The organism is Paenibacillus sp. FSL R7-0340 (genome assembly GCF_038002205.1).
In the GTDB taxonomy this organism is placed as follows: Bacteria; Bacillota; Bacilli; order Paenibacillales; family Paenibacillaceae; genus Paenibacillus; species Paenibacillus polymyxa_B.
This window is the reverse complement of record NZ_JBBOBY010000001.1, coordinates 1617501-1639918: the sequence shown is the minus strand read 5'-3', so window position 1 is coordinate 1639918 and position 22418 is coordinate 1617501. Positions and strand designations below refer to the sequence as shown.

The 22418-nt window shown below is 47.5% G+C and carries 16 protein-coding genes, 11 tRNA genes and 3 rRNA genes (1 of these 30 only partly in view); 2 read left to right on the top strand and 28 right to left on the bottom strand.

Annotation, left to right across the window (positions count from 1 at the left end):
* Positions 1-67 precede the first annotated feature (67 nt).
* The 5 genes from recJ to MKX59_RS07350 form a co-directional block, all read right to left on the bottom strand.
* Complete coding sequence (recJ, locus tag MKX59_RS07370) at positions 68-2464, bottom strand: single-stranded-DNA-specific exonuclease RecJ (protein ID WP_068941965.1); 2397 nt, start codon at positions 2462-2464, stop codon at positions 68-70.
* A gap of 32 nt (positions 2465-2496) precedes the next feature.
* On the bottom strand, positions 2497-3453 hold the full coding sequence (locus MKX59_RS07365) for a cation diffusion facilitator family transporter (RefSeq protein ID WP_023989928.1): 957 nt from the start codon (positions 3451-3453) through the stop codon (positions 2497-2499).
* Between the two features lie 199 nt (positions 3454-3652).
* Positions 3653-4570, bottom strand: a complete 918-nt coding sequence (gene secF, locus MKX59_RS07360) for a protein translocase subunit SecF (RefSeq protein ID WP_023989929.1) — start codon at positions 4568-4570, stop codon at positions 3653-3655.
* Complete coding sequence (gene secD, locus MKX59_RS07355) at positions 4560-5816, bottom strand: protein translocase subunit SecD (RefSeq protein ID WP_023989930.1); 1257 nt, start codon at positions 5814-5816, stop codon at positions 4560-4562. Before secD ends, secF begins: the two co-directional genes overlap by 11 nt.
* Positions 5817-5906: 90 nt before the next feature.
* Positions 5907-6164: a post-transcriptional regulator gene (locus tag MKX59_RS07350; RefSeq protein WP_013311570.1), complete on the bottom strand. Its 258-nt coding sequence runs from the start codon at positions 6162-6164 to the stop codon at positions 5907-5909.
* 307 nt (positions 6165-6471) lie between these two features.
* Between MKX59_RS07350 and spoVB the strand changes: the two genes are divergently transcribed.
* Complete coding sequence (spoVB, locus tag MKX59_RS07345; RefSeq protein ID WP_023989931.1) at positions 6472-8046, top strand: stage V sporulation protein B; 1575 nt, start codon at positions 6472-6474, stop codon at positions 8044-8046.
* Positions 8047-8051: 5 nt separating this feature from the next.
* Here the strand turns inward: spoVB and MKX59_RS07340 are convergent, their stop codons facing one another.
* Positions 8052-8828 carry a DUF421 domain-containing protein gene (locus MKX59_RS07340; RefSeq protein ID WP_025720234.1) on the bottom strand — a complete coding sequence of 259 codons (777 nt, stop codon included), beginning with the start codon at positions 8826-8828 and terminating at the stop codon, positions 8052-8054.
* Between the two features lie 206 nt (positions 8829-9034).
* Here MKX59_RS07340 and MKX59_RS07335 point away from each other — a divergent pair, with 206 nt between their 5' ends.
* Entirely contained in the window at positions 9035-9424 is a 390-nt protein-coding gene (locus MKX59_RS07335; RefSeq protein WP_023989933.1) for a TIGR04086 family membrane protein, read from the top strand.
* 88 nt (positions 9425-9512) lie between these two features.
* Here the strand turns inward: MKX59_RS07335 and yajC are convergent, their stop codons facing one another.
* From yajC to MKX59_RS07225, 22 genes are all read right to left on the bottom strand, one after another.
* A complete protein-coding gene (yajC, locus tag MKX59_RS07330; RefSeq protein WP_023989934.1) occupies positions 9513-9848 on the bottom strand; it encodes a preprotein translocase subunit YajC in 336 nt (111 codons plus the stop codon).
* A 34-nt stretch (positions 9849-9882) separates the two neighbouring features.
* The gene (tgt, locus tag MKX59_RS07325; protein ID WP_013311575.1) at positions 9883-11022 is read right to left on the bottom strand and encodes a tRNA guanosine(34) transglycosylase Tgt; all 1140 of its coding nucleotides are present in this window, start codon (positions 11020-11022) and stop codon (positions 9883-9885) included.
* A 20-nt stretch (positions 11023-11042) separates the two neighbouring features.
* On the bottom strand, positions 11043-12071 hold the full coding sequence (gene queA, locus MKX59_RS07320; RefSeq protein ID WP_028542424.1) for a tRNA preQ1(34) S-adenosylmethionine ribosyltransferase-isomerase QueA: 1029 nt from the start codon (positions 12069-12071) through the stop codon (positions 11043-11045).
* Between the two features lie 7 nt (positions 12072-12078).
* Positions 12079-14172, bottom strand: a complete 2094-nt coding sequence (locus MKX59_RS07315; RefSeq protein WP_053325961.1) for a SpoIID/LytB domain-containing protein — start codon at positions 14170-14172, stop codon at positions 12079-12081.
* Positions 14173-14400: 228 nt separating this feature from the next.
* A complete protein-coding gene (gene ruvB / locus MKX59_RS07310) occupies positions 14401-15408 on the bottom strand; it encodes a Holliday junction branch migration DNA helicase RuvB (RefSeq protein WP_023989937.1) in 1008 nt (335 codons plus the stop codon).
* A gap of 50 nt (positions 15409-15458) precedes the next feature.
* A complete protein-coding gene (gene ruvA / locus MKX59_RS07305; RefSeq protein WP_068941961.1) occupies positions 15459-16073 on the bottom strand; it encodes a Holliday junction branch migration protein RuvA in 615 nt (204 codons plus the stop codon).
* Complete coding sequence (ruvC, locus tag MKX59_RS07300) at positions 16070-16573, bottom strand: crossover junction endodeoxyribonuclease RuvC (RefSeq protein WP_013311580.1); 504 nt, start codon at positions 16571-16573, stop codon at positions 16070-16072. Before ruvC ends, ruvA begins: the two co-directional genes overlap by 4 nt.
* Positions 16574-16803: 230 nt before the next feature.
* Entirely contained in the window at positions 16804-17508 is a 705-nt protein-coding gene (locus MKX59_RS07295) for a BofC C-terminal domain-containing protein (protein WP_023989939.1), read from the bottom strand.
* A gap of 114 nt (positions 17509-17622) precedes the next feature.
* A tRNA-Pro gene (locus MKX59_RS07290) sits at positions 17623-17696 on the bottom strand.
* A gap of 7 nt (positions 17697-17703) precedes the next feature.
* Positions 17704-17783 (bottom strand) — tRNA-Leu (locus tag MKX59_RS07285).
* 12 nt (positions 17784-17795) lie between these two features.
* Positions 17796-17872: transfer RNA gene (locus MKX59_RS07280), tRNA-Arg, on the bottom strand.
* A gap of 5 nt (positions 17873-17877) precedes the next feature.
* Positions 17878-17952, bottom strand: a tRNA-Gly gene (locus MKX59_RS07275).
* Positions 17953-17987: 35 nt separating this feature from the next.
* A tRNA-Lys gene (locus MKX59_RS07270) sits at positions 17988-18063 on the bottom strand.
* A 28-nt stretch (positions 18064-18091) separates the two neighbouring features.
* A tRNA-Asp gene (locus MKX59_RS07265) sits at positions 18092-18168 on the bottom strand.
* Between the two features lie 26 nt (positions 18169-18194).
* Positions 18195-18271, bottom strand: a tRNA-Met gene (locus tag MKX59_RS07260).
* 29 nt (positions 18272-18300) lie between these two features.
* Positions 18301-18376 (bottom strand) — tRNA-Val (locus tag MKX59_RS07255).
* A 10-nt stretch (positions 18377-18386) separates the two neighbouring features.
* Positions 18387-18458, bottom strand: a tRNA-Glu gene (locus MKX59_RS07250).
* 17 nt (positions 18459-18475) lie between these two features.
* Positions 18476-18567: transfer RNA gene (locus tag MKX59_RS07245), tRNA-Ser, on the bottom strand.
* A 3-nt stretch (positions 18568-18570) separates the two neighbouring features.
* Positions 18571-18646, bottom strand: a tRNA-Asn gene (locus tag MKX59_RS07240).
* Between the two features lie 19 nt (positions 18647-18665).
* A 5S ribosomal RNA gene (rrf, locus tag MKX59_RS07235) occupies positions 18666-18782 on the bottom strand.
* A gap of 151 nt (positions 18783-18933) precedes the next feature.
* A 23S ribosomal RNA gene (locus MKX59_RS07230) occupies positions 18934-21858 on the bottom strand.
* Positions 21859-22262: 404 nt separating this feature from the next.
* A 16S ribosomal RNA gene (locus MKX59_RS07225) occupies positions 22263-22418 on the bottom strand; it runs 1400 nt beyond the window's last position.
* The 16S, 23S and 5S rRNA genes sit together here with 11 tRNA genes alongside, the layout of an rRNA operon.

Genomic DNA, 22418 nt, shown 5'->3' with positions numbered 1-22418 from the left:
TAGTTCCTCCTACTGTAAACTTCAAATTAGTATATACATTTTACAACATAAATTGCGAAATAGTATCTCAAGACGCACCCTTCATAAGCGACATAATCCAGCTCGTCATCTGGGTAGTGTCCGCATCCAACAAGTACTTCTCCATCTCAGCCATATTATACAATTCCTGATAGCGTGGAGAAGCTGTTAAATCCCGCTTAGGCGGATTGGATACAAAACAGAATTGACCATCTGTACGCGTCATAAACTCAAGTTCTTCGAAGATGTCCAACACTTTGGATAACATGCGTACTGAACAGGAACACTGTCGGCTAAGAGCAGGCAGCATTGCCTTTTCATCAATAGGCTGTGTCCCCATTCGGGAAAGCACAACGTAAATACGCTTGAACAGCTCTCTGTCGGGGCTTACGAGTCGACCGCCACGCTCACTGACCGAATGAAGGAGAAATACGTTCTCTACATTCTCAAAGGTAGACCATAATGCCTGAAACTGATCCGGTGTATCCGGCGGCTCTAGTACGAACAGCGACTTTACAGAGTGCTGTGCATCTCTTTGACCATCACTGGGAATAACGCTGCCATCTTTATCGTACAACCATAAGGATTCAGCATCCACGGAGCCCGAGGGACGAAGCCTAGATGACGGGTGGATCAACACCGCAACGTCTTTCTTTCTTTCCTCTATGCGTGGATGAAAGATCTTGAGTCCCCGCTCTAATTCGGCAAAAGGGTCCGACACTCCACGATAATCAAAAATTTGCGGCTCCTGCACTCGAATGTCCTGCATCATTAGCTGGAGAGACCTTTTACCGTTCCATTCGTTAATTGACAATTCACCCAGCAGATCTATCTCCGTTTGTTGCTGTAAAAAATCAGCCAAATCGCCACGACGGAAGGCAATCGCGTCCAGCGATAAACCGTTCTGCTCCAGCAAGAGCTTCACATGATTTTTCTCACGTCCCATTTTACGAGCTTCACGCAATTGCAGTCCCTGTAATACGAATCGTGGAGAAGGATTCCCCATACCAAAAGGCTGAAGCAACTCCAGTTCTTCAACCACTTGCAAAGATACCTCGTCCAAACGACAGACCATATCAGCTTCAGCTACAGGAATGAGATCTTCTGGTGTCAGAATGGAACCCGCATAGCGGTTCAGCTGCTCTTCAAACAATTCCAGATTGTCACGGGACAGCGTCATACCCGCAGCCGAAGGATGACCCCCAAAATGCTCCATAAGCTCATGGCTGTCCGTAAGAGCACTGTAAATATCCAATGCAGGAATAGAACGGGCAGAACCTTTGCACATGCCTGTCTCAGCATCTATACCAAGAATAATGGTCGGTCGATAATAACGATCCAATAGCTTGGATGCCACAATTCCGACAACACCGACATTCCAGCCTTCACCAGCCAACACAATAACTGACGGCAGCTTGCCTCGATTCAGTTTGGATGCCAATTGTTGCTCGGCTTGCTCCACAATACGTTCGACCACCTGTTGACGCTCACGATTGAGCAGGTCCAGCGCATGCGCAAGTTGATCTGCTTCTTCCTCTTTTTCTGTCGTCAGCAGAGAAACTGCTCGTCCCGCATGATCCAGACGCCCGCTGGCATTAATCCGCGGAGCCAATGCAAATGCGATGTTGACTGAAGTCACTGTAGATATATCCACGCCCGCTACATGGAGCAACGCACGAATACCCGGAAATGCAGAGTTTCTCATGGATTGAATCCCTCTGCGTACCATCGTCCGATTTTCACCATGTAGTGGCATCAGATCGGCTACCGTGCCGATAGCGGCGATTTCAAACCATTCCTCCGGCACCTCACCCAACAGCGCCTGGGCGAGCTTCAGGGCAACACCAACACCTGCAAGACCTTTAAATGGGTATGGGCAACCGGGTAGCTTCGGATTAATCAAAGTATATGCCTCGGGAAGTACAGCAGGCGGCTCATGATGATCCGTCACAATAACATCTATCCCCAAGGAAGTTGCATAAATAATTTGCTCTACTGCACTAATTCCCGTATCTACCGTAATGACCAGCGTAACTCCCTGCTGATGAGCCCAATCAAGGGCATGGTTATGCAGACCATATCCCTCATTAGAACGATGGGGAATATAAATATCATAAGAAGCCTTCAGAAAACGCATGAGCTGAATCATCAATGATGTACTGGATACGCCGTCCGCATCATAATCGCCATAGATTAATATATGCTCGCCACGTTCCAGAGCCTGGCGAATTCTCGGCACGGCTTCTTTCATACCAAGAAGCAGAAAAGGGTCGTGTACATCGTCCACACTTCCGTACAAAAAGCGGTTTGCTTCCCCGGCGGTAGTGACGCCCCGGTTCACTAAAAGCCGGGACAACAATGGTGAAATCCCCAGTTCTTCTGTCAACAGCTGAGCCGCTTCCAGGTTAGCCTCTGGGGTCTTCCATCTGTACTGCGAATGAAGCAATCCTATTCACCTTTCTTTCATAGTCGTCTGCCCTATTGAAGCAACGACGACACATCATTATCTGGCAGTTCATGATTGGATTTGTAAGGATATCCGGCTTGATAAGAAATGAACTGCATTTGTACATGGGTCACCTGTGGAAAACGGGCTAACAGTAAATTTTTTGCTCGATCGGCAATTTCCTGCGCTTCCTGTACCGTAATCCGCGGGTTCACACTTATCGTTACATCCACTGTTATGAAATGGCCTGTTTCCTGGGCATGTAAGTGTTCAACCGTTACAATACCATACACCCGTTGAATCGTCTCCATAAAGCGTCGGGAGTCTTCCTCCTGCAAGGGCTGTGCAGGAACCTGGTAAGCGGTATTCATTACCATCAAATATCCTTTACGCAGCACCAGACAGGCTACCAGCAAAGCTGCGGTTGGATCAAGATATAATAATGCAGGCCATTCCATTGCTTCGCCAGTCATTGCACCAATCATGCCGATCAATGCAATCAACGATGCATACAGCGAGTAACGTTCATGGTTAGCGTACCGATCTGCTTCCGCTTTATGACCATGTTTAATCGAGTAGCGATATTGAAACTGAAATAGCGCTTCTCTCAACACCAACGCAATAAATACGGTAATTAATGCATACAGACCGGGAGCCTGCGGTTCCGAACTGCTTAATGAACGAACCGCCGAGATAGCTAGCTGAAGACCGCTCATCAGCACTAAAATAGCCAGCACCACAGATATGACCGTCCGAACCTTTTCACCGTTCCGCAACCGTGCCAGCATTCCGTGCCCTGTAGCACCCTTGGAAAACAGAAGCTCCTGCAAACGGGAAGCACTATCCGCAGCCGTGTGCAGTGCATCCCCCAACAACGCCTTGCTGTTTGCAGCATAACCGACGGTTCCCTTTAGAACAGCCAGCGCGAGATTACCTACAATCCCGCTCAACGCCGCAGTTTCCAATGATCGGCTGCGTTCGCTATTCACAACGTTTCCCCCTCAATCCTGAACTAACCCTTTCCCAATAAAGCTCATTCTAAAATAACCGAATTTCTCAAAACCAAAAACCATTCACATTTAAGTGCCACTACTGTGCCTTACTCAAGGTAAATCTCAAAACCTTAGAAAACCGCGCCCAAGCAGACGCGGCTTTCTCTTTAATTTATACTACTGGTATTTGCGTAACTTAAGACTTTGCAGTTTTGACCGCGCCCCCGCCAGCTGTCGGGGATTTTTGTTTTCCTTTCAATGCCACCCACAGCGGGCTGGCAATGAAAATGGAGGAATAAGCACCAAACAACAAACCAATGACCATTGCAAGTGAGAACATACGGATCGATTCGCCGCCAAATATGAACAAACATACGGAGGCAATAAACACCGTAAACACGGTTGCAAGTGAACGAGTCATTGTCTGCGCAATACTGTGATCAACTACCTGCTCTAAGTCGTCTCTGGACTTCTTCTTCGCAAATCGTAGATTTTCCCGAATACGGTCAAAAATAACGACGGTGTCATTAATGGAGAAACCAACAATCGTTAGAATTGCCGTAATAAAGGTCAAATCCACCTCAAGCCGGAAAATCGAGAAAATACTGATAACGAGGAAGGCATCATGCAACAACGAAACGATGGCTGCAATGGCAAACCGCCATTCAAACCGGATCGAAATATAGACCGCGATGGCTACACATGCTAGCAAAATCGCCCATATTGCATTCCGCTCCAGTTCTTGTGCCATTTCCGTATCTACTGTATTGACCTCAAAGGAAGCCTTTGGATCAAGCTCTTTATTAAAGGAAGTCTTAAAGTCATTCACTTGCTGATCCGTCAAAACCTGTGAGAAGCGAATGCCGAAACGCTCTTTTCCCGGTGTATAATCCACCTCTTTACCGATCTTCTGCTTGTCCAGCAAAGTTTGAATCTGTTCCTGCGTAACGACTTTAGTCAAATTGACATCCACATTGGAACCGGAACGAAAGTCTACCCCGTAATTCAAGCCGAATATCGACAAGCTCAGAATACCAAGCAGTGTGATAATAATCGAGAACGTGTAAAACCACTTGCTCATCTTGATATATTTATAGTCCCAATTAAAGCGCACTAATATCACTCTCCTTCACACCAAAATACTTGGGCTTCTTCACAGCATCCGCTTTAACCAGCAGATTGAGCAAGAAGCGGGAGAAGAAGATATTCGTCAAGATACTGGTGACAATATCAACGATAAGCACCAGAGCGAAACCTCTAACGGAGCCTGTTCCGAGACCAAACATAACCGCTGCCGCTATAATTGTCGTAATATTGGCATCCATAACGGTACGGAACGAAGCCTTACTACCTGCGATAACGGAAGAACGAATCGTTTTGCCCGTCTTGATTTCTTCTTTAATCCGTTCATACGTAATAATATTGGCATCGACTGCCATCCCGATCCCGAGCACGAAGGCGGCGATACCTGGGAGCGTGAGCACGAATCCACCCAAGTAGAAGATCGCAAGCACCAGCCAAGTATGAACGATGAGACAAAAACTGGCCACTAATCCTGGTATACGGAACATCGCAATCATAAATACCAGAATAATGATTGAGCCGATCAACCCAGCACGAATCGTCTGATCCAGTGACAATTGACCCAGCGTAGCACCTACACTCTGAGAATATTTTTCCGTCAGTTTGAGCGGAAGGGCACCCAGATTAATCGTATCCGCCAGTTTATTCGCTTCATCACGAGTGTAGCTACCTGTGATTGACGCGCTACCGTCCGTTAATTCCCCACGTACTGTAGGTGCAGACAGCAATTCCTGATCCAGGAAAATAGCTAATTCTTTATTCAGAAGTCGCTTTGTGATTTCTGCAAATTTAGCTTTGTCCTTCACTTTGATACTAATCTCAGGTTGATTCAGCTGGTCATAGCCTACAACAGCGCCATTCTCCACAAAATCATTACCGCGGAGCTCAATTTTGCTGTATTGGCCTGGCTTTTTAGCATCTGCTGCCGTTGCACTGCGGAACGTTAATTCTGCAGGCTTTTTCAGCATGGAGCGGACTTCTGCCTCATTAGTGACACCAGCAAGCCGCACGCGAATTCGGTTGCTTCCCTCTGTTGTTACTTCCGGCTCAGTCGTACCGAGCGCATTAATCCGTCTCTCCAGACTTTGAGCTGTTTGTATAAGAGACTGTCTGGTTACACTCTGCCCGGCTTCCAAAGGCTGGGCTTCATATAAAATCTCAAAGCCTCCCTTTAAATCGAGGCCTAATTTTAAACTGTTCAGTAGGCCCGGGCTTGTCCCGATCATAACACCAGTAGTTATGAGCACGACCACGATGAAACTTAGAATTCTCTTCATTCCGTCCCATGTTCCCCTTTCATTCTCAATATTCCTATTATAGCTACCCCTCAAAAAGCAGTCAATTTGAACGCAAAAAAAGACCCCCTTCTATTCGAAAGTGGAGCCCCGTAATGCGGACATAGTCAAATAGTTCATAAAGCTCGTCGCTTTAAGGGAAAGTATATCGTTAACGAGCTTGTGCAGCGGAGGGATACCCTCCTTTTCATATTTATGGCTGACGCAATTCCACACGTCCTTACTTGTGACATGCTCATAACCTACGAGAATCAACTCGTCCGCCTTACTTTGACAGAGCATCTCAATTGCGTCATCCCAATCCTGCTCATCCAGCTCTTCCATACCCACGATGGCCGTTCCTCCTCCCAGCGACTACCGGTTCCGCAGATCAGCAATTAGCGGGGTTATTGACTGCTTTGTAGAACATTTCTGTCCTGATCCTGGAAAACCCTTCTTTTCGTTGAAAATAGCCTTAAATCAACAATATATGCATTCATTTCGCTCGTCAATAGCAGAATTCACCACTCTCCCTCTTGTTGTCTAAATCACTTTGTTTCTGAACGGAAAAGCTTGTCATGAAGATGGACAGGTCCAGCATATCTTCTAAAGTAATGTATAGACGCAGAATTACATTTTGGGGAAGAGGGAGTTGCGATTGAAAAAGCAGACATTCATCCATGGAGCAATTATTTTATTGGCAGCAGGAATTATCAACCGGATACTAGGTTTTATTCCCCGAATCGCACTCCCGCGTATCATCGGCCCCGAAGGAGTTGGCTTGTACCAACAGGGGTATCCCTTTTTTATCGTTCTGGTGACGCTTATTACAGGGGGAATCCCTCTTGCGGTAGCCAAGCTAGTAGCCGAAGCCGAAACGGCGGGACAGCCCGAAATGTCGCGGCGTATTTTGCACACCAGCCTGCGCTTCACCATTACACTCAGTCTGATCGCCATGGTGCTCTGTCTTGTGTTCGCGCCTTGGATCACAAGCCATCTCCTGACCGACAGCCGCGTGTATTATACATTCGTGAGCATGAGCCCAATGATAGTCATTGTAGCTGTTTCCTCAGCTTATAGGGGCTATTTTCAGGGAAAGCAAAATATGATTCCTTCTGCCACCTCCTCCATTGCGGAGACCGTTATGCGCATTTTTTGTGTCATTTGGTTTGCTTACTTGTTACTTCCTCATGGGGTAGCCTACGCTGCTGCAGGTGCCATGCTCGGTGCTCTGGCGGGCGAATTCATTGGCATGATTGTGCTGCTATGGCAATACGTGTGTAACCATCGAAAAGATCGCATCCTTCAGCCGAAGTCGCCTATCCCCTCCTCTGAGGTTCAACCCGAGCAATCATCCGTTTTGTCACGTCTTATGTCTATATCCGTTCCCGTTACTGCTGGAAGGCTTGTTGGTTCCTTATCCTATTTGCTCGAATCTATCTTGTGCATGCGTAGCCTCGCCGTAGCAGGCATTGCAACTGGCGTGGCAACCGCACAATATGGAGCCATGCAGGGCATGGTCATTCCTGTATTATTACTACCTGGGGTTCTTACCAGTTCGCTAGCAGTTTCACTCGTTCCTTCGTTATCCGAAGCAGCAGCCAAGGGGCATATTACAGCCATTCACAAACGTCTACATCAATCGCTTCGGCTCGCTTTGGTTGCAGGAGCCCCCTTTGCCGTAATCATGTATGTTTTGGCAGAACCTCTGTGTCTGCTACTCTATAATAATGGCGATATTGCAGGCATGCTTAAGCTCATGGCACCTTTTGCTCTTTTTATGTACATTCAGGCCCCGCTTCAGGCAGCACTTCAGGCATTAGACCGTCCTGGAAGTGCCTTATTAAATACCTTTATCGGAGCCGTTATCAAAATTGCGCTAATCGTCTGGCTTGCTTCCCAACCTCAGTACGGTATCTACGGAGCTGTCATCGCCATTTGTATTAACAGTGCCATTGTTACACTCCTTCATGGCTTCAGTGTCAGCAGACTGCTTCGCTTCCGCGTACGTTTGCTCGATTTCTGGAAGACCGGGATAGGTATGATCATCATGGCAGCAGCAGTATTATATACCTACAGACATCTAACGATGTTCAACCAAATGTGGCTTCAGTTTATTTTTGCCGCAGGTTTGGGAATTATACTGTACCTTTTCCTAATGACCTTGATCAAAATGATTGATTGGGACAACCTTACACGCATTCCAATCCTGAGAAGATGGTTTAAAGCATAGGAAATCTAATCCGAAGATTTTCCATAGGCCGGTGGTGTAATATACACATCACCTCTATGGTTAACCGAGCATAAAAAAACATCCTTAAAATCTTTGTGTCCCTTTGCTTGAATCTGATTTTTAAGCCAAAAACGGTTCATATCCATCCGTTCCAAATTTCGATCCAGCACCTTGCCATCCATGATTAATGGAATAGGCAGTCCCTCATATCTAAACTTTCCACCGATTTGTGGAGAAGGATGGACCTTATTCACCTGTTGCTCTTTGTTTATCAAATCTGTTCCGTTTAATTCTTGCTTCATTTTTCCGTGTTCCACTCCATCGTTATCATCCTTACCTATAACCGTTAGCTTACCTGTCGTTTCCAAAATAACATATTCGACTTCGTCCAGACTTTCTATATTTTGTTCACGAAGTTGTAACAGCAAGTCATCTAAATTGTAACGTTGTTTCACCATTTCGTCCTTGTTTAATTGTCCATTGGAGTACAATACACTGGGCCTACCATCAAATAGTAAGCGCAGTCGCCGACTTTTCAGACTAAAAAATGAAATCCCGATTTGCAAAATTAACAGCACTCCTAAAGGAATCAGCCCTTCATAAAGTGGACGTTTTATATCCTCCAGGCTGAATACAGCAATTTCTGCAATCATAATCGATATGACGAGATCGAAAACAGACAATTTGCCGATCTCCCTTTTACCCATCAAGCGCATCACCAGATATACAATAAAATACATGAGCAGCGTCCGAAAAATATGAGCAAAAATATCGTGACTCAATATGTTCGCCTCCTCCCCTGTACTTGCAATAAGACATTAGTCGTTCATTGTACACGTATTCTGACCGTTCCTCACTTGGCTCATACAAAAAACCAAAGGCTAAATTATTGAAATAAAGAGAAAGACTGCTTGCGACTTGGTACTAAGCCGAGAGGCTTGGCCATAGAATGATAATAGTTCAAACCTTGGTACAGGAGGAATTATCAATGGAGCTCATTCGCCGCTGGTGTTCGTTTCGTCTGGCCCATCCCATTTTATCCGGCTTATTTTATGCTTTTGCATGGATGCTGCTTGGCGCATTGATTCTTTCACTACTCTTGTGGCTGACACAGATGCAGGAACAGGACTTATCATTGTATACGTACATCGTCCACGCATTCGCCATGCTATCTGGCGGCTTCGTCGCCGGTAAAAGATCCACAAACAAAGGCTGGTATCAAGGCGGTATTACAGGCATCCTGTATGGACTAATCGTTCTTCTGGTCGGTTTTCTGGCATTGGATGCGGGCATGAACGGCAAGGACCTGTTACACTTAGCTTTCGCGTTTGTCATAGGTGCAGGTGGTGGGATGTTTGGCATTAATCTCAGCAAGTAATCAAAATGTTTGTATCCATGTAATAAAACAACACAAAAAAACCGAGCCTCCTCAAAGGCTCGGTTTTTGCATAACGGTCAGAAGCATTTTACGATTTGGAAACAACTTCCTCAGATGCCGTGTCTTTTGCAATCGCATTACTAATTGCACTGCGGTCAAAGGTCAGCTTCGTGACATCATTCACACGCAAAACTACTACATCATCCGTAATCTCCACAATTGTACCGTGAAGACCTCCGATCGTAATTACTTTATCTCCCTTTTTCAAAGCTTGAAGCATCGTTTGACGCTGCTTTTGTTTTTTCTGATTCGGGCGAATCAGCAAGAAATAGAAGATTACAAACATCAGAGCCAGTGGCCAGATCATTTGAAAAAGTCCGCCAGTTCCACCGGGTGCAGTAGCGGCTGTAGCAAAATGAAACATGTTAAATCCCCCTTTCGTATACTCTCCCTAAAACTTAAAAGCCTTTATCATTATCATGAAGACCGTACTGCTCAAAAAATTCATCTCGGAAATCAAGCAGCCTGTCATCCATAATCGCTTGTCTGACATTACGCATCAATTGTATCAAGAAATGCAAGTTATGATACGTTGTCAGTCGGAGCCCGAAGGTTTCATCCGCTTTGATCAAATGTCGCAAGTAAGCACGTGAATAATTGCGACAGGTATAACAATCACAAGCGGGATCGAGCGGGCCAAAATCGCTTGCATATTGGGCATTGCGAACGACAAGACGACCTTGGCTGGTCATCGTTGTTCCGTTGCGAGCAATTCGCGTTGGAAGTACACAATCAAACATATCCACACCACGGATAGCGCCTTCAATCAAGGCATCTGGAGAACCTACACCCATCAAATATCTTGGCTTGTTGGTGGGAAGCAGAGGCAGCGTGTAATCTAGCACTTCATACATCAAATGCTTCGGTTCACCTACGCTCAGTCCACCAATAGCATACCCCGGGAAATCCATGGAAGTCAAATCCGCAGCGCTTTGCTTACGCAGATCTTCATGCATGCCTCCTTGAACAATGGCAAACAGCCCTTGATCATGAGGACGCGCGTGTGCCTCCAAACAACGCTCAGCCCAACGGCTGGTACGTTCCAGTGACTTTTTCACATACTCATATTCAGCCGGAAATGGCGGGCATTCATCGAAGGCCATCATAATATCTGAGCCAAGCGAGTTTTGTATTTCCATCGCCACTTCAGGCGAAAGAAACTTCTTATCTCCATTTAAATGAGAGCGAAAATGAACACCCTCCTCTGAAATCTTGCGCATTTCACTTAAGGAAAACACCTGGAATCCACCGCTGTCCGTTAAAATAGGGCGATCCCAATTCATAAACTTGTGCAGTCCACCTGCTTCACGAATAATATCGTGGCCAGGACGAAGAAACAAATGGTACGTGTTACTCAAAATAATTTGAGCATCCATCGCTTTCAGTTCCTCAGGACTCATCGTTTTAACAGTAGCTTGAGTTCCCACAGGCATAAAGGTTGGTGTCTCAATAACTCCATGAGGTGTGTGTACACGCCCAAGACGGGCTCCCGATTGCTTGCAGGTTTTAATATGTTCGTATCTTATTGCTGGTGCCATATTTTCTCTACCATCCTTAATTAATAAATGAACATTGCGTCCCCGAAGCTGAAAAACCGATATTGTCGGTCAATCGCCTCCTGGTAAGCATGCATAATATTCTCCCTGCCCGCCAGTGCGCTGACCAGCATAACCAAGGTGGATTTAGGCAAATGAAAATTCGTAATCATCGCATCCACCACACGGAATTCATAGCCTGGATAAATAAAAATCTGTGTCCAGCCACTACTGGCCTCTAATACTCCATCTAGGAATTTATTGCCCACCGTTTCCAGCGTTCGGCAACTGGTCGTCCCCACCGCCACGACTCTTCCGCCGCGCGCCTTGGTTTCATTGAGTACATCCGCTGTTTCCTGTGACAATGAATAGTATTCTTCATGCATCACATGTTCTTCAATCGTATCCACAGACATCGGTCTGAACGTCCCTAAGCCAACATGAAGTGTGATAAAGGCAACGGTAACGCCCTTCTTTTTAATCTGGTCCAGCAATTCTTCTGTAAAGTGCAGCCCTGCCGTTGGAGCCGCAGCAGAACCTTCATGCCGAGCATAAACTGTCTGATAACGCTCGCGGTCATCCAGTTGTTCCTTGATATACGGCGGAAGCGGCATCTGCCCCAGACGGTCCAAGATCTCCTGGAAAATACCGTCATATGAAAATGAAAGTACCCTTCCGCCCATATCTCCTTCTTCCTCAATTACTGCTTTCAGCTCATCACCGAAAACGATAACAGCACCCTTTTTCAGCTTTTTACCGGGTTTCACCAATGCTTCCCATCGGTCCCCTTGCAGTTGCTTAAGCAGCAAAACCTCAGCCTTTGCTCCCGTATCTTCCTTGATGCCAAACAAGCGTGCAGGAATCACTCTCGTATCGTTTAACACCAGCGTATCCCCTGGTTGAAGATACTGCACAATATCCGAAAACGTATGATGACCCACTTCACCGTTATTTTTGTTTAACGTCAGTAATCTGGAAGCGCTCCGATCAAGCAAAGGTGTCTGTGCAATTAATGTTTCAGGCAGTTCAAAATCGTAGTCGTTTACATTCATATATTGGTCAGTCCTTAACTATATCCACATTTTTGTAATAGTGTTGCAAAATTTTCTTGTAATCATACCCCTGCTCGGCCAAACCGTTGGCACCCCATTGGGATAAGCCCAAACCATGACCATTTCCTTTACCTGTAAAAATAAAGCTTTGTGTTTTGTCAATGACCCGTGCATGACGATCTTCATTCATGACGATCACCCCATTACCACTTGAAGTACTGCTACCAGATGCGGACAGGATTTGGGTTCCTTGTGTACCACTTACATGAGAAGTAGCCCCATCAGCGCCTAATACAGTATAACTTCCGGTACTCGCAATATCAAACAGTGTGCTTGGGAGTCCGCCCATCGCTGAGCGAAACATATCTGGATATTTCACTTTCAAAGGGGATCCGTCCGCTTCAACCTCCAACACTCGCCCTGATGGACCACGTTTGGTGACATCGAGGTAATTAATAGAGGAAGGCACTGTGCCCGTGACTTTCCCTTGCAGGGATTTAGCAAGCTGAGCTGAGGTAAAGGGCCCCCGCACCCATGCATAGTCTCCGGACTGAGGCACCTTTTCTAATACAATTATCTCTTCGCCCGGCTGCGCCTTGGCTATTGGTGTAACTGTCGATTGGATTTGGGGAATAGGACGCACATTTGTATTTTCCGCAGTGACGGTGATTTTGTCTAACCCCGCTTCTGTGACACCCTCCAGTTCCTTAGCATTATCCTCACGAATATAACCTGTTTTGCCACTGGAGAGAAGTACATGATACCATTCCTGTGCTCCTTTTTGTGCCGAAGTATCCCCCGAGCTGTCTACGCTGGCAAAGGCTTCGCCACCACTGTTCCACACTTCAGAAGCATCTGCTGTCACACCGCCCGCATTAGATGAAAATACAGCTTCGACCACTTTGCCGCCGCTTTTAATGACTTCACCAGCTGTTGCATCTACAGCCTCATTGACATTGGCATGTTCCGAGCTCTTACCGTTGTAAGCCTGGCTTAACGTGCCATCTACTACATTGCCGATCTGAAACCGATTGCCTTGAGCAAGCGCGTAGCTACGAGCCGCTACCGCTTGAGCCTTGAGCGCTTCATCTGGCCATGAGGAATAGACCTCTGCTCCTACCACGGAATACAAATACTGCTCCAAAGGAACTTCGTTCACAAGCGCCAGCTGGCCTGACGTCATGCCGATCTCCATCTCGCCGCGATATGTACGCTGGGATCTTTCGACCACTTGTATTCCATTATTACCGCCGTTAACAATTACCTTGCTATTATCAGAACCACTTAGCATGTAATGAGACATCACCTGCGAGCCAGTCGTGACTCCTGCTTCCTGTCTTATAATGAGGCCGGTTTGAGTAGCATTAACTTTAGACAGCGTGAGTCTCGGCTGCTTGCTCTCCAGTTCTGTTTTCAAAGCCGACAGCTTGCTGTCATTACTTTCTTCTCCAACCCATACAGCATACTGGCCTCTTGATTGAATCACAGTAAAAGCATCAAAGCCCGCCGCAGCAATTGTCGTTCGAACGAGATTAGCTTCCTGCTCGCTTCCGTAGCTTCCTGTGGACCAATGCTTGTTTCCCTTAACCTCGGGCTGCGCTCCGGTTGCGGAGGAAATCCGCTGTACAGCAGCCTGCGCAGACTGTTCACTAGCATATATTCCCGCGTACACTTGATACACAGAGCTACCATTTTTTGAACCGATAAAAACCGTAGGTTTATCATTAGTCTTTTGCAGGGCTTGGGCCGCTTTTATCGCCGCTGCTTCATTTCCTTCAAGTACCTTCACCCGATAGCTGTCTACACTAAAACGAACCGTACTGTCTGGCAGTCCCATCCAAGTTTGAAAACTGCCTCCACTGTTCTGTCCAACACTCAGACCTCCTGATGATTTCAAGGTTACAGCGGGAACTGTCGCTTTATATTTGCTACCTAGATCCGCAAAAATCACTACACGAATATCCTCTTGGGCGGCAGCAGCGTGAACGCCCGAAGACCAAGGTATGCACACTGTAGCTAATACCATAATCGCTGCTGCTCGTTTGGCCCGGCCCATCCATGCACCGAAAATACTTTTTCGGTTAAATGCTTCTCCACTCATTTCTGGCTCCCCCAATCTAGCTGTCTAGCACTTATATTGCGTAATTTATCGGGATCTCGACCCTTGTCTGTCCCTTTAAATACATCGGCGGAATAAACCAAAATATGAACCCGCTCGAATCTTACTTACATTCTCACTTCCCTCAATCATCCGTCAGCCGATATCGTATTCACCATACTTGCGTGTAACCATGCAATGATTTTTTTAAAAGTGCATCATGTTTCCTAATCACCGTGGATCCGTTGGCATTGGAATTCCAAGGTGGCCATATGCCGCCGGAGTCACTGTTCGTCCCCGAGGTGTTCTTTGTAAAAGGCCAATTTGTAACAAATAGGGCTCGTACACATCCTCAATTGTCTGGCTCTCCTCCCCAATGGTTGCAGCAATTGTGTCCAATCCTACAGGCCCGCCCCGGAATGAATGAATCATGGCCTTAAGCATTTTATGATCAATTTCATCAAGTCCGAGTGGATCTATTTGAAGCCTCTTTAGCGCCTCTGCAGCTAACTCAGAATGAATAATACCGTCTCCGGCAACCTGGGCAAAATCACGCACCCTTTTTAACAGTCGGTTGGCAATACGCGGTGTCCCCCGTGAACGCAATGCGATTTCCTCTGCCGCATCCCCAACAATTTCAATCTCCATAATATCCGCGTTCCTGGACACGATGTAAGCCAGCTCGTCTGTCGTATAAAACTCTAATCGACTAATAACACCAAACCGATCACGCAATGGCGCAGAGAGCAGCCCAGCGCGCGTAGTGGCCCCTATAAGGGTAAAGGGTGGCAAATCCAGACGGACCGAGCGTGCACTCGGGCCTTTACCAATCATAATGTCCAGCGCAAAATCCTCCATTGCAGGATACATGACTTCTTCCACCGTACGATGAAGGCGATGAATCTCATCAATGAACAAAACATCACCCTCTTGAAGATTGGTCAGCAATGCTGCCAAATCTCCCGGTCTTTCAATTGCAGGACCTGAAGTCGTACGCAGATTAACCCCCAACTCATTGGCGATAATGTTAGCAAGAGTTGTTTTACCCAACCCCGGCGGTCCGTACAACAGTACATGGTCCAACGCTTCTTTACGCATTTTGGCCGCTTCAATATATACTTTCAGATTTTCCTTAACCTGATTTTGCCCGATATATTCATTTAGATAACGGGGGCGAAGGCTTAGCTCCGCCGTCTGGTCTTCCATCATCAAATTGGCGGAAATAATCCGGTCATCCATATTCCATCGCTCCTCTTTTCACCAGACATTTGTTAACGGACATCAGCGTCCTATCCGGCAAACAACAGTTGCAAAGCCCGCTTCATCAAAATATCAGCAGATTCATCAGGTTTCGCATCTTTCTTCATTCTGCTCCATACCTTATCCAACTCAGCATCAGTGTAACCCAGCGCCTTGAGCGCCTCACGGGCCTCGCCCCAATATGAACCTTCGCCTTCTTCTACGACAGGCTCAGCAAACAATCCGGTTGTCATCCCCAACGAGCCAATACCGTCGAGCTTATCTTTCAAATCCAGAATCATACGTTGTGCCGTTTTTTTACCGATCCCCGGTAACTTGGTGAGAAATGTGATATTCTCCTGATAAATCGCCGTTACCACATGAGCAGGCGTACCGCCTCCTAAAATACCAAGCGCAACACGCGGTCCAATACCAGATACATCAATCAGTTTACGGAACAGCTGCTGCTCCTCACGAGTCGCAAAACCGAACAGTAAAATAGCATCTTCCCTTACATGATGGTGAATGTAAATGACCACTGAACCTTCAGTTTTGGCGAACGCGTAAGGATTCGGACAAAATACCCGGTACCCTACACCCTGCACATCTAAAACGACATATTCATTTTCCAAATGGGCCACAGAACCACGCAAGAAATCTATCATTTTCGCAATACCTCATTTAATTTTGAATTTAATCCATAAGAATGCGCATGACAAATAGCCACCGCCAAAGCATCCGCTACATCGTCCGGTTTGGGCACAACTTGAAGCTTTAGAAACATTCTAACCATTTCTTGTACCTGTTTCTTCTCAGCCTTACCATACCCTACAATAGCCTGCTTTACCTGCATCGGCGTGTATTCACCTATAGGCAAATTACGTTGTTTTGCAGCTAGTACCAGCACCCCACGTGCCTGACTTACAGACATAGCGGTTGTAACGTTGCGATTAAAAAAGAGCTTTTCCAGTGCTACCGCATCAGGCTTATATTTATCTATTAATTGCAACATGCCTTCATACACATGAAGCAGCCTTTCTTCTTCCGGTGTATGGGCCTCCGTCTGGATGCAGCCATACTGTACAGGAACCACCTTGCTGCCAATCTTGTCTACAAATCCGAAGCCCACAATGGCAATGCCCGGATCAATTCCTAAAAAACGCAAAAAAATCTCTCCCCTATCGCTCAAACATGGCGTAACTAAACAATAGCCAGACGTTATCCTTAATATAATCATGACCAAATACCATATAAAGCGAACATATGTGTCGTTCTTTTCATTATAACAAAACTTTGTATCTAATAGAGGAAAAAATTTAAACGTGAGTAAAAACATAAAAAGAGACGCTTCAAGCCTCACCTCATGGGCAATGCCTAACGTCTCCGTAGTTGTAATCAATAGTGCTGCTTTAATACCCTTTGTGTTCGCTCCACGGCAAAGTCACTAAAAGTGGAGATTACACTGTTATACTCATTTATATCCTGTACACGGATCCCCTGCTGAAGTTGTTTATACACCCCTTCTGGCAAGGCCGTCTCCATGGAACCCACATCCAATTGAAAAAAAGTGCGGATAACTTTTTCTCTTTTAGGTAGCCCTTCATACAATGTAAGCTGGCCGTCAGTGCTCAAACCCATGTATCCACGCTCTTTGCATGACTCTGACAAGTCTTCCACCCTGCGCTCCAGCCACACCTCTCCTTTGGTATTAAGTCGCCCCTTCCAATCGGGATGTTGCTTCAGTAAGGTCTCTAGCTGCTGTGAACTTAGTGTTCCCAAGGAAAGTGTTTCCGTACCACACACGTAGGTGGTTAATAGACGGGTCTTCCTGCTTATACCGGAAGCACGAATACTTTGCAGTAGTTGCATCTGTGAGGAGTGATCTTCAGTTGGGCTCAGATGTGAAGCCTCCTCCATGCTCTCCTCAGCCATGACGGTAGTAGCGAGTGGCTGTGACAACATAGCCTGCAAATAATTCGAAAACAGAATACCCAACCCTGCCAGCAAACAAGCCGCACCAAAAATGCTAAAAGCCCACACTGTTCTTCTCCACTGTTTCCAGCGCCGTTTCATCTGTTTTTTCCAACTTAATCGCTTCACAGTAATCCCTTCCGTCCCACTTTTTGTGTTAGTGTGACCTGACGATTACTGATTTATACAAAAAGATATGAATATAACAAAAAAGCCGCTGCTTCCAGCGACTTTCCTTTTGAATCGGGATGACACGATTTGAACATGCGACCCCCTGGTCCCAAACCAGGTGCTCTACCAAGCTGAGCTACATCCCGAAATAGATGCCGGTGAGAGGACTCGAACCTCCACGGTTTCCCTCACGATTTTGAGTCGCGCGCGTCTGCCAATTCCGCCACACCGGCTTATGAAGTTAATGGCGCGCCCTGAGAGATTCGAACTCCCGGCCTTTTGATTCGTAGTCAAACGCTCTATCCAGCTGAGCTAAGGGCGCAAATATGGAGCGGACGACGGGAATCGAACCCGCGACCCTCGCCTTGGCAAGGCGATGCTCTACCGCTGAGCCACGTCCGCAATATCATTATATCCATGACATATAAGTTCATGAATGGTGAGCCATGAAGGACTCGAACCTTCGACACCCTGATTAAAAGTCAGGTGCTCTACCAACTGAGCTAATGGCTCCCAACAGGGTAATATAACTTTGTGAAAATGGCGGAACTGACGGGATTCGAACCCGCGATCTCCTGCGTGACAGGCAGGCATGTTAGGCCTCTACACCACAGTTCCATAGCAGTTTACATTCAAAAGTTAATTGGTTGCGGGGGCAGGATTTGAACCTGCGACCTTCGGGTTATGAGCCCGACGAGCTACCGAACTGCTCCACCCCGCGATAATATTAGGGACTACTATTTAAATAAATGGTGGAGGCTGAGGGGCTCGAACCCCCGACCCTCTGCTTGTAAGGCAGATGCTCTCCCAGCTGAGCTAAGCCTCCATACTACTTATGACCCGTAGGGGATTCGAACCCCTGTTACCTCCGTGAAAGGGAGGTGTCTTAACCCCTTGACCAACGGGCCATACAATAAAATAATTATGGCGGAGAGAGAGGGATTCGAACCCTCGAGACGCTTTTGGCGCCTACACGATTTCCAATCGTGCTCCTTCGGCCAACTCGGACACCTCTCCATATGGCTCCCCGAACAGGACTCGAACCTGTGACAACTCGATTAACAGTCGAGTGCTCTACCAACTGAGCTATCAGGGAATATTAATCATAAAGCTCTGCTTGGCGACGTCCTACTCTCCCAGGACCCTGCGGTCCAAGTACCATCGGCGCTGGAGGGCTTAACGGTCGTGTTCGGGATGGGTACGTGTGGAACCCCTCCGCTATCGCCACCAAACATGAATTTACATCGTAAATTCTCCCGTACGGTTATTCGGTTCATCACTTATCATGTGAATGAATAGCCATGCGCTTGTTGTATGTCACTTGTACATACTTTCAAGGTTACACCCTGAAAACTGGATCCGAAACTCATTGCGTTTTATTCTTAGGATAAGCCCTCGACCGATTAGTATTGGTCAGCTCCATGCATTACTGCACTTCCACCCCCAACCTATCTACCTCGTCGTCTTCAAGGGGTCTTACTAATTGGGAAATCTCATCTTGAGGGGGGCTTCACGCTTAGATGCTTTCAGCGCTTATCCCTTCCGTACATAGCTACCCAGCGGTGCTCCTGGCGGAACAACTGGTACACCAGCGGTACGTCCATCCCGGTCCTCTCGTACTAAGGACAGCTCCTCTCAAATTTCCTACGCCCACGACAGATAGGGACCGAACTGTCTCACGACGTTCTGAACCCAGCTCGCGTACCGCTTTAATGGGCGAACAGCCCAACCCTTGGGACCTACTTCAGCCCCAGGATGCGATGAGCCGACATCGAGGTGCCAAACCTCCCCGTCGATGTGGACTCTTGGGGGAGATAAGCCTGTTATCCCCAGGGTAGCTTTTATCCGTTGAGCGATGGCCCTTCCATGCGGTACCACCGGATCACTAAGCCCGACTTTCGTCCCTGCTCGACTTGTAGGTCTCGCAGTCAAGCTCCCTTCTGCCTTTGCACTCTTCGAATGATTTCCAACCATTCTGAGGGAACCTTGGGGCGCCTCCGTTACTCTTTAGGAGGCGACCGCCCCAGTCAAACTGCCCACCTGACACTGTCCTCGCACCGGATCACGGTACCAAGTTAGAACCTAGATACGATCAGGGTGGTATCCCAAGGATGCCTCCTCTCAAGCTGGCGCTCAAGATTCAACGGCTCCCACCTATCCTGTACAGATCGTACCCAAATTCAATATCAAGCTGCAGTAAAGCTCCATGGGGTCTTTCCGTCTTGTCGCGGGTAACCTGCATCTTCACAGGTATTAAAATTTCACCGGATCTCTCGTTGAGACAGCGCCCAAGTCGTTACGCCATTCGTGCGGGTCAGAATTTACCTGACAAGGAATTTCGCTACCTTAGGACCGTTATAGTTACGGCCGCCGTTTACTGGGGCTTCGGTTCATAGCTTCGCCCGAAGGCTTACCACTCCCCTTAACCTTCCAGCACCGGGCAGGCGTCAGCCCGTATACTTCGCCTTGCGGCTTCGCACAGACCTGTGTTTTTGCTAAACAGTCGCTTGGGCCTTTTCACTGCGGCCCCCTCGGGCTATTCACCCTACCGAGGCACCCCTTCTCCCGAAGTTACGGGGTCATTTTGCCGAGTTCCTTAACGAGAGTTCTTCCGCGCGCCTTAGAATTCTCTTCTCGCCTACCTGTGTCGGTTTGCGGTACGGGCACCTTCTCCTGGCTAGAGGCTTTTCTTGGCAGTCTGAGATCATGACCTTCGCTACTATAATTTTCGCTCCCCATCACAGCCCAGCCTTACGATGTGCGGATTTGCCTACACACCAGCCTCACTGCTTAGACGGACATCCATCAGTCCGCGTCACTACCCTACTGCGTCACCCCATCGCTCATAACGGATTACGGTGGTACAGGAATTTCGACCTGTTGTCCTTCGACTACGCCTATCGGCCTCGCCTTAGGTCCCGACTTACCCTGAGCGGACGAACCTTCCTCAGGAACCCTTAGGCTTTCGGCGGATCTGATTCTCACAGATCTTTTCGTTACTCATACCGGCATTCTCACTTGAATGCAGTCCAGCGCTCCTTACGGTACACCTTCAACCCGCATTCAACGCTCCCCTACCCCTGATGCAAGCATCAAGCCATAGCTTCGGTGGTGTGTTTAGCCCCGTTACATTTTCGGCGCAGAGTCACTCGACCAGTGAGCTATTACGCACTCTTTCAATGGTGGCTGCTTCTAAGCCAACATCCTGGTTGTCTGTGCAACTCCACATCCTTTCCCACTTAACACACACTTGGGGACCTTAGCTGATGGTCTGGGCTGTTTCCCTTTCGACAATGGATCTTAGCACTCACTGTCTGACTCCCGGAACTAAATCTATGGCATTCGGAGTTTGACTGAGCTTGGTAACCCTTGCGGGCCCCGCACCCAATCAGTGCTCTACCTCCACGATTCTTTTTTCCGAGGCTAGCCCTAAAGCTATTTCGGGGAGAACCAGCTATCTCCGGGTTCGATTGGAATTTCTCCGCTACCCCCACCTCATCCCCGCATTTTTCAACATGCGTGGGTTCGGGCCTCCAGTGCGTGTTACCGCACCTTCACCCTGGACAGGGGTAGATCACCCGGTTTCGGGTCTACGTCCACGTACTCATTCGCCCTATTCAGACTCGCTTTCGCTGCGGCTTCAGCTCTTCACCTTAACCTTGCACGGGAACGTAACTCGCCGGTTCATTCTACAAAAGGCACGCCATCACCCATAAATAGGGCTCTGACTTCTTGTAAGCACACGGTTTCAGGATCTATTTCACTCCCCTTCCGGGGTGCTTTTCACCTTTCCCTCACGGTACTGCTTCACTATCGGTCGCCAGGGAGTATTTAGCCTTGGCAGATGGTCCTGCCGGATTCATACGGGGTTTCACGTGCCCCGCACTACTCGGGATCCGTCTCGGAGAGAACAAGTTTTGAACTACAGGGCTTTTACCTTCTCTGGCGGGCCTTTCCAGACCTCTTCATCTAACCGGTTCCTTTGTAACTCCATGTGAGACGTCCCACAACCCCAAGGAGCAAGCTCCTTGGTTTGGGCTAATCCGCGTTCGCTCGCCGCTACTGACGGAATCACTATTGTTTTCTCTTCCTCAGGGTACTTAGATGTTTCAGTTCCCCTGGTCTGCCTCTATTCTGCCTATGTATTCAGCAGAAAGTGACTGTCGATGAAGACAGCCGGGTTTCCCCATTCGGACATCCCCGGATCAAAGCTTGCTTACAGCTCCCCGAGGCTTTATCGTTGTTCGCCACGTCCTTCGTCGGCTCCTGGCGCCTAGGCATCCTCCGTGTGCTCTTTGTAGCTTAACCTAGACTTTTCTTTCAAAGAAAGAAAATGTCGATGTTCGATAAAGAATGATTTTTGCCAAAGGCAAAAGATCTTTCCTTACCTGCTACCTTTATTTCACTTGTTTACACAAGATCAGCTTAAAGGAATATTCTAAAACGCAATTTCGTTTCGGTATCCAGTTTTCAAGGTGCAATACAGTTTCGTCGAAACTGTAGCCTGTGTGAATATCGGTCTAACTCAAACGAGTAGATGATATTCATGCAGTATGTTGAGAGTTTGAGCTCTCAAAACTGAGCAACGAGTGAGTAAGTTAAGGATATTCATTTCATTCACACGAACGTGATGAACCAAATTGAATATCCGTTCGCAGGTACATGTACCTGCTGATTTGAATGTTTCCGTTGCAGGAAACGATTCTCCATAGAAAGGAGGTGATCCAGCCGCACCTTCCGATACGGCTACCTTGTTACGACTTCACCCCAATCATCTACCCCACCTTCGGCGGCTGGCTCCCTTGCGGGTTACCCCACCGACTTCGGGTGTTGTAAACTCTCGTGGTGTGACGGGCGGTGTGTACAAG

Bases quoted from the DNA above. Each gene is read 5' to 3' on its own strand.
- MKX59_RS07335 (WP_023989933.1), top strand. From the start codon at position 9,035: ATGGAGCTCATTCGCCGCTGGTGTTCGTTTCGTCTGGCCCATCCCATT.
- queA (WP_028542424.1), bottom strand. From the start codon at position 12,071: ATGAATGTAAACGACTACGATTTTGAACTGCCTGAAACATTAATTGCA.
- yajC (WP_023989934.1), bottom strand. From the start codon at position 9,848: ATGTTTCATTTTGCTACAGCCGCTACTGCACCCGGTGGAACTGGCGGA.
- ruvB (WP_023989937.1), bottom strand. From the start codon at position 15,408: ATGGATGACCGGATTATTTCCGCCAATTTGATGATGGAAGACCAGACG.
- secD (WP_023989930.1), bottom strand. From the start codon at position 5,816: ATGAAGAGAATTCTAAGTTTCATCGTGGTCGTGCTCATAACTACTGGT.
- tgt (WP_013311575.1), bottom strand. From the start codon at position 11,022: ATGGCACCAGCAATAAGATACGAACATATTAAAACCTGCAAGCAATCG.
- MKX59_RS07315 (WP_053325961.1), bottom strand. From the start codon at position 14,172: ATGAGTGGAGAAGCATTTAACCGAAAAAGTATTTTCGGTGCATGGATG.
- ruvA (WP_068941961.1), bottom strand. From the start codon at position 16,073: ATGATAGATTTCTTGCGTGGTTCTGTGGCCCATTTGGAAAATGAATAT.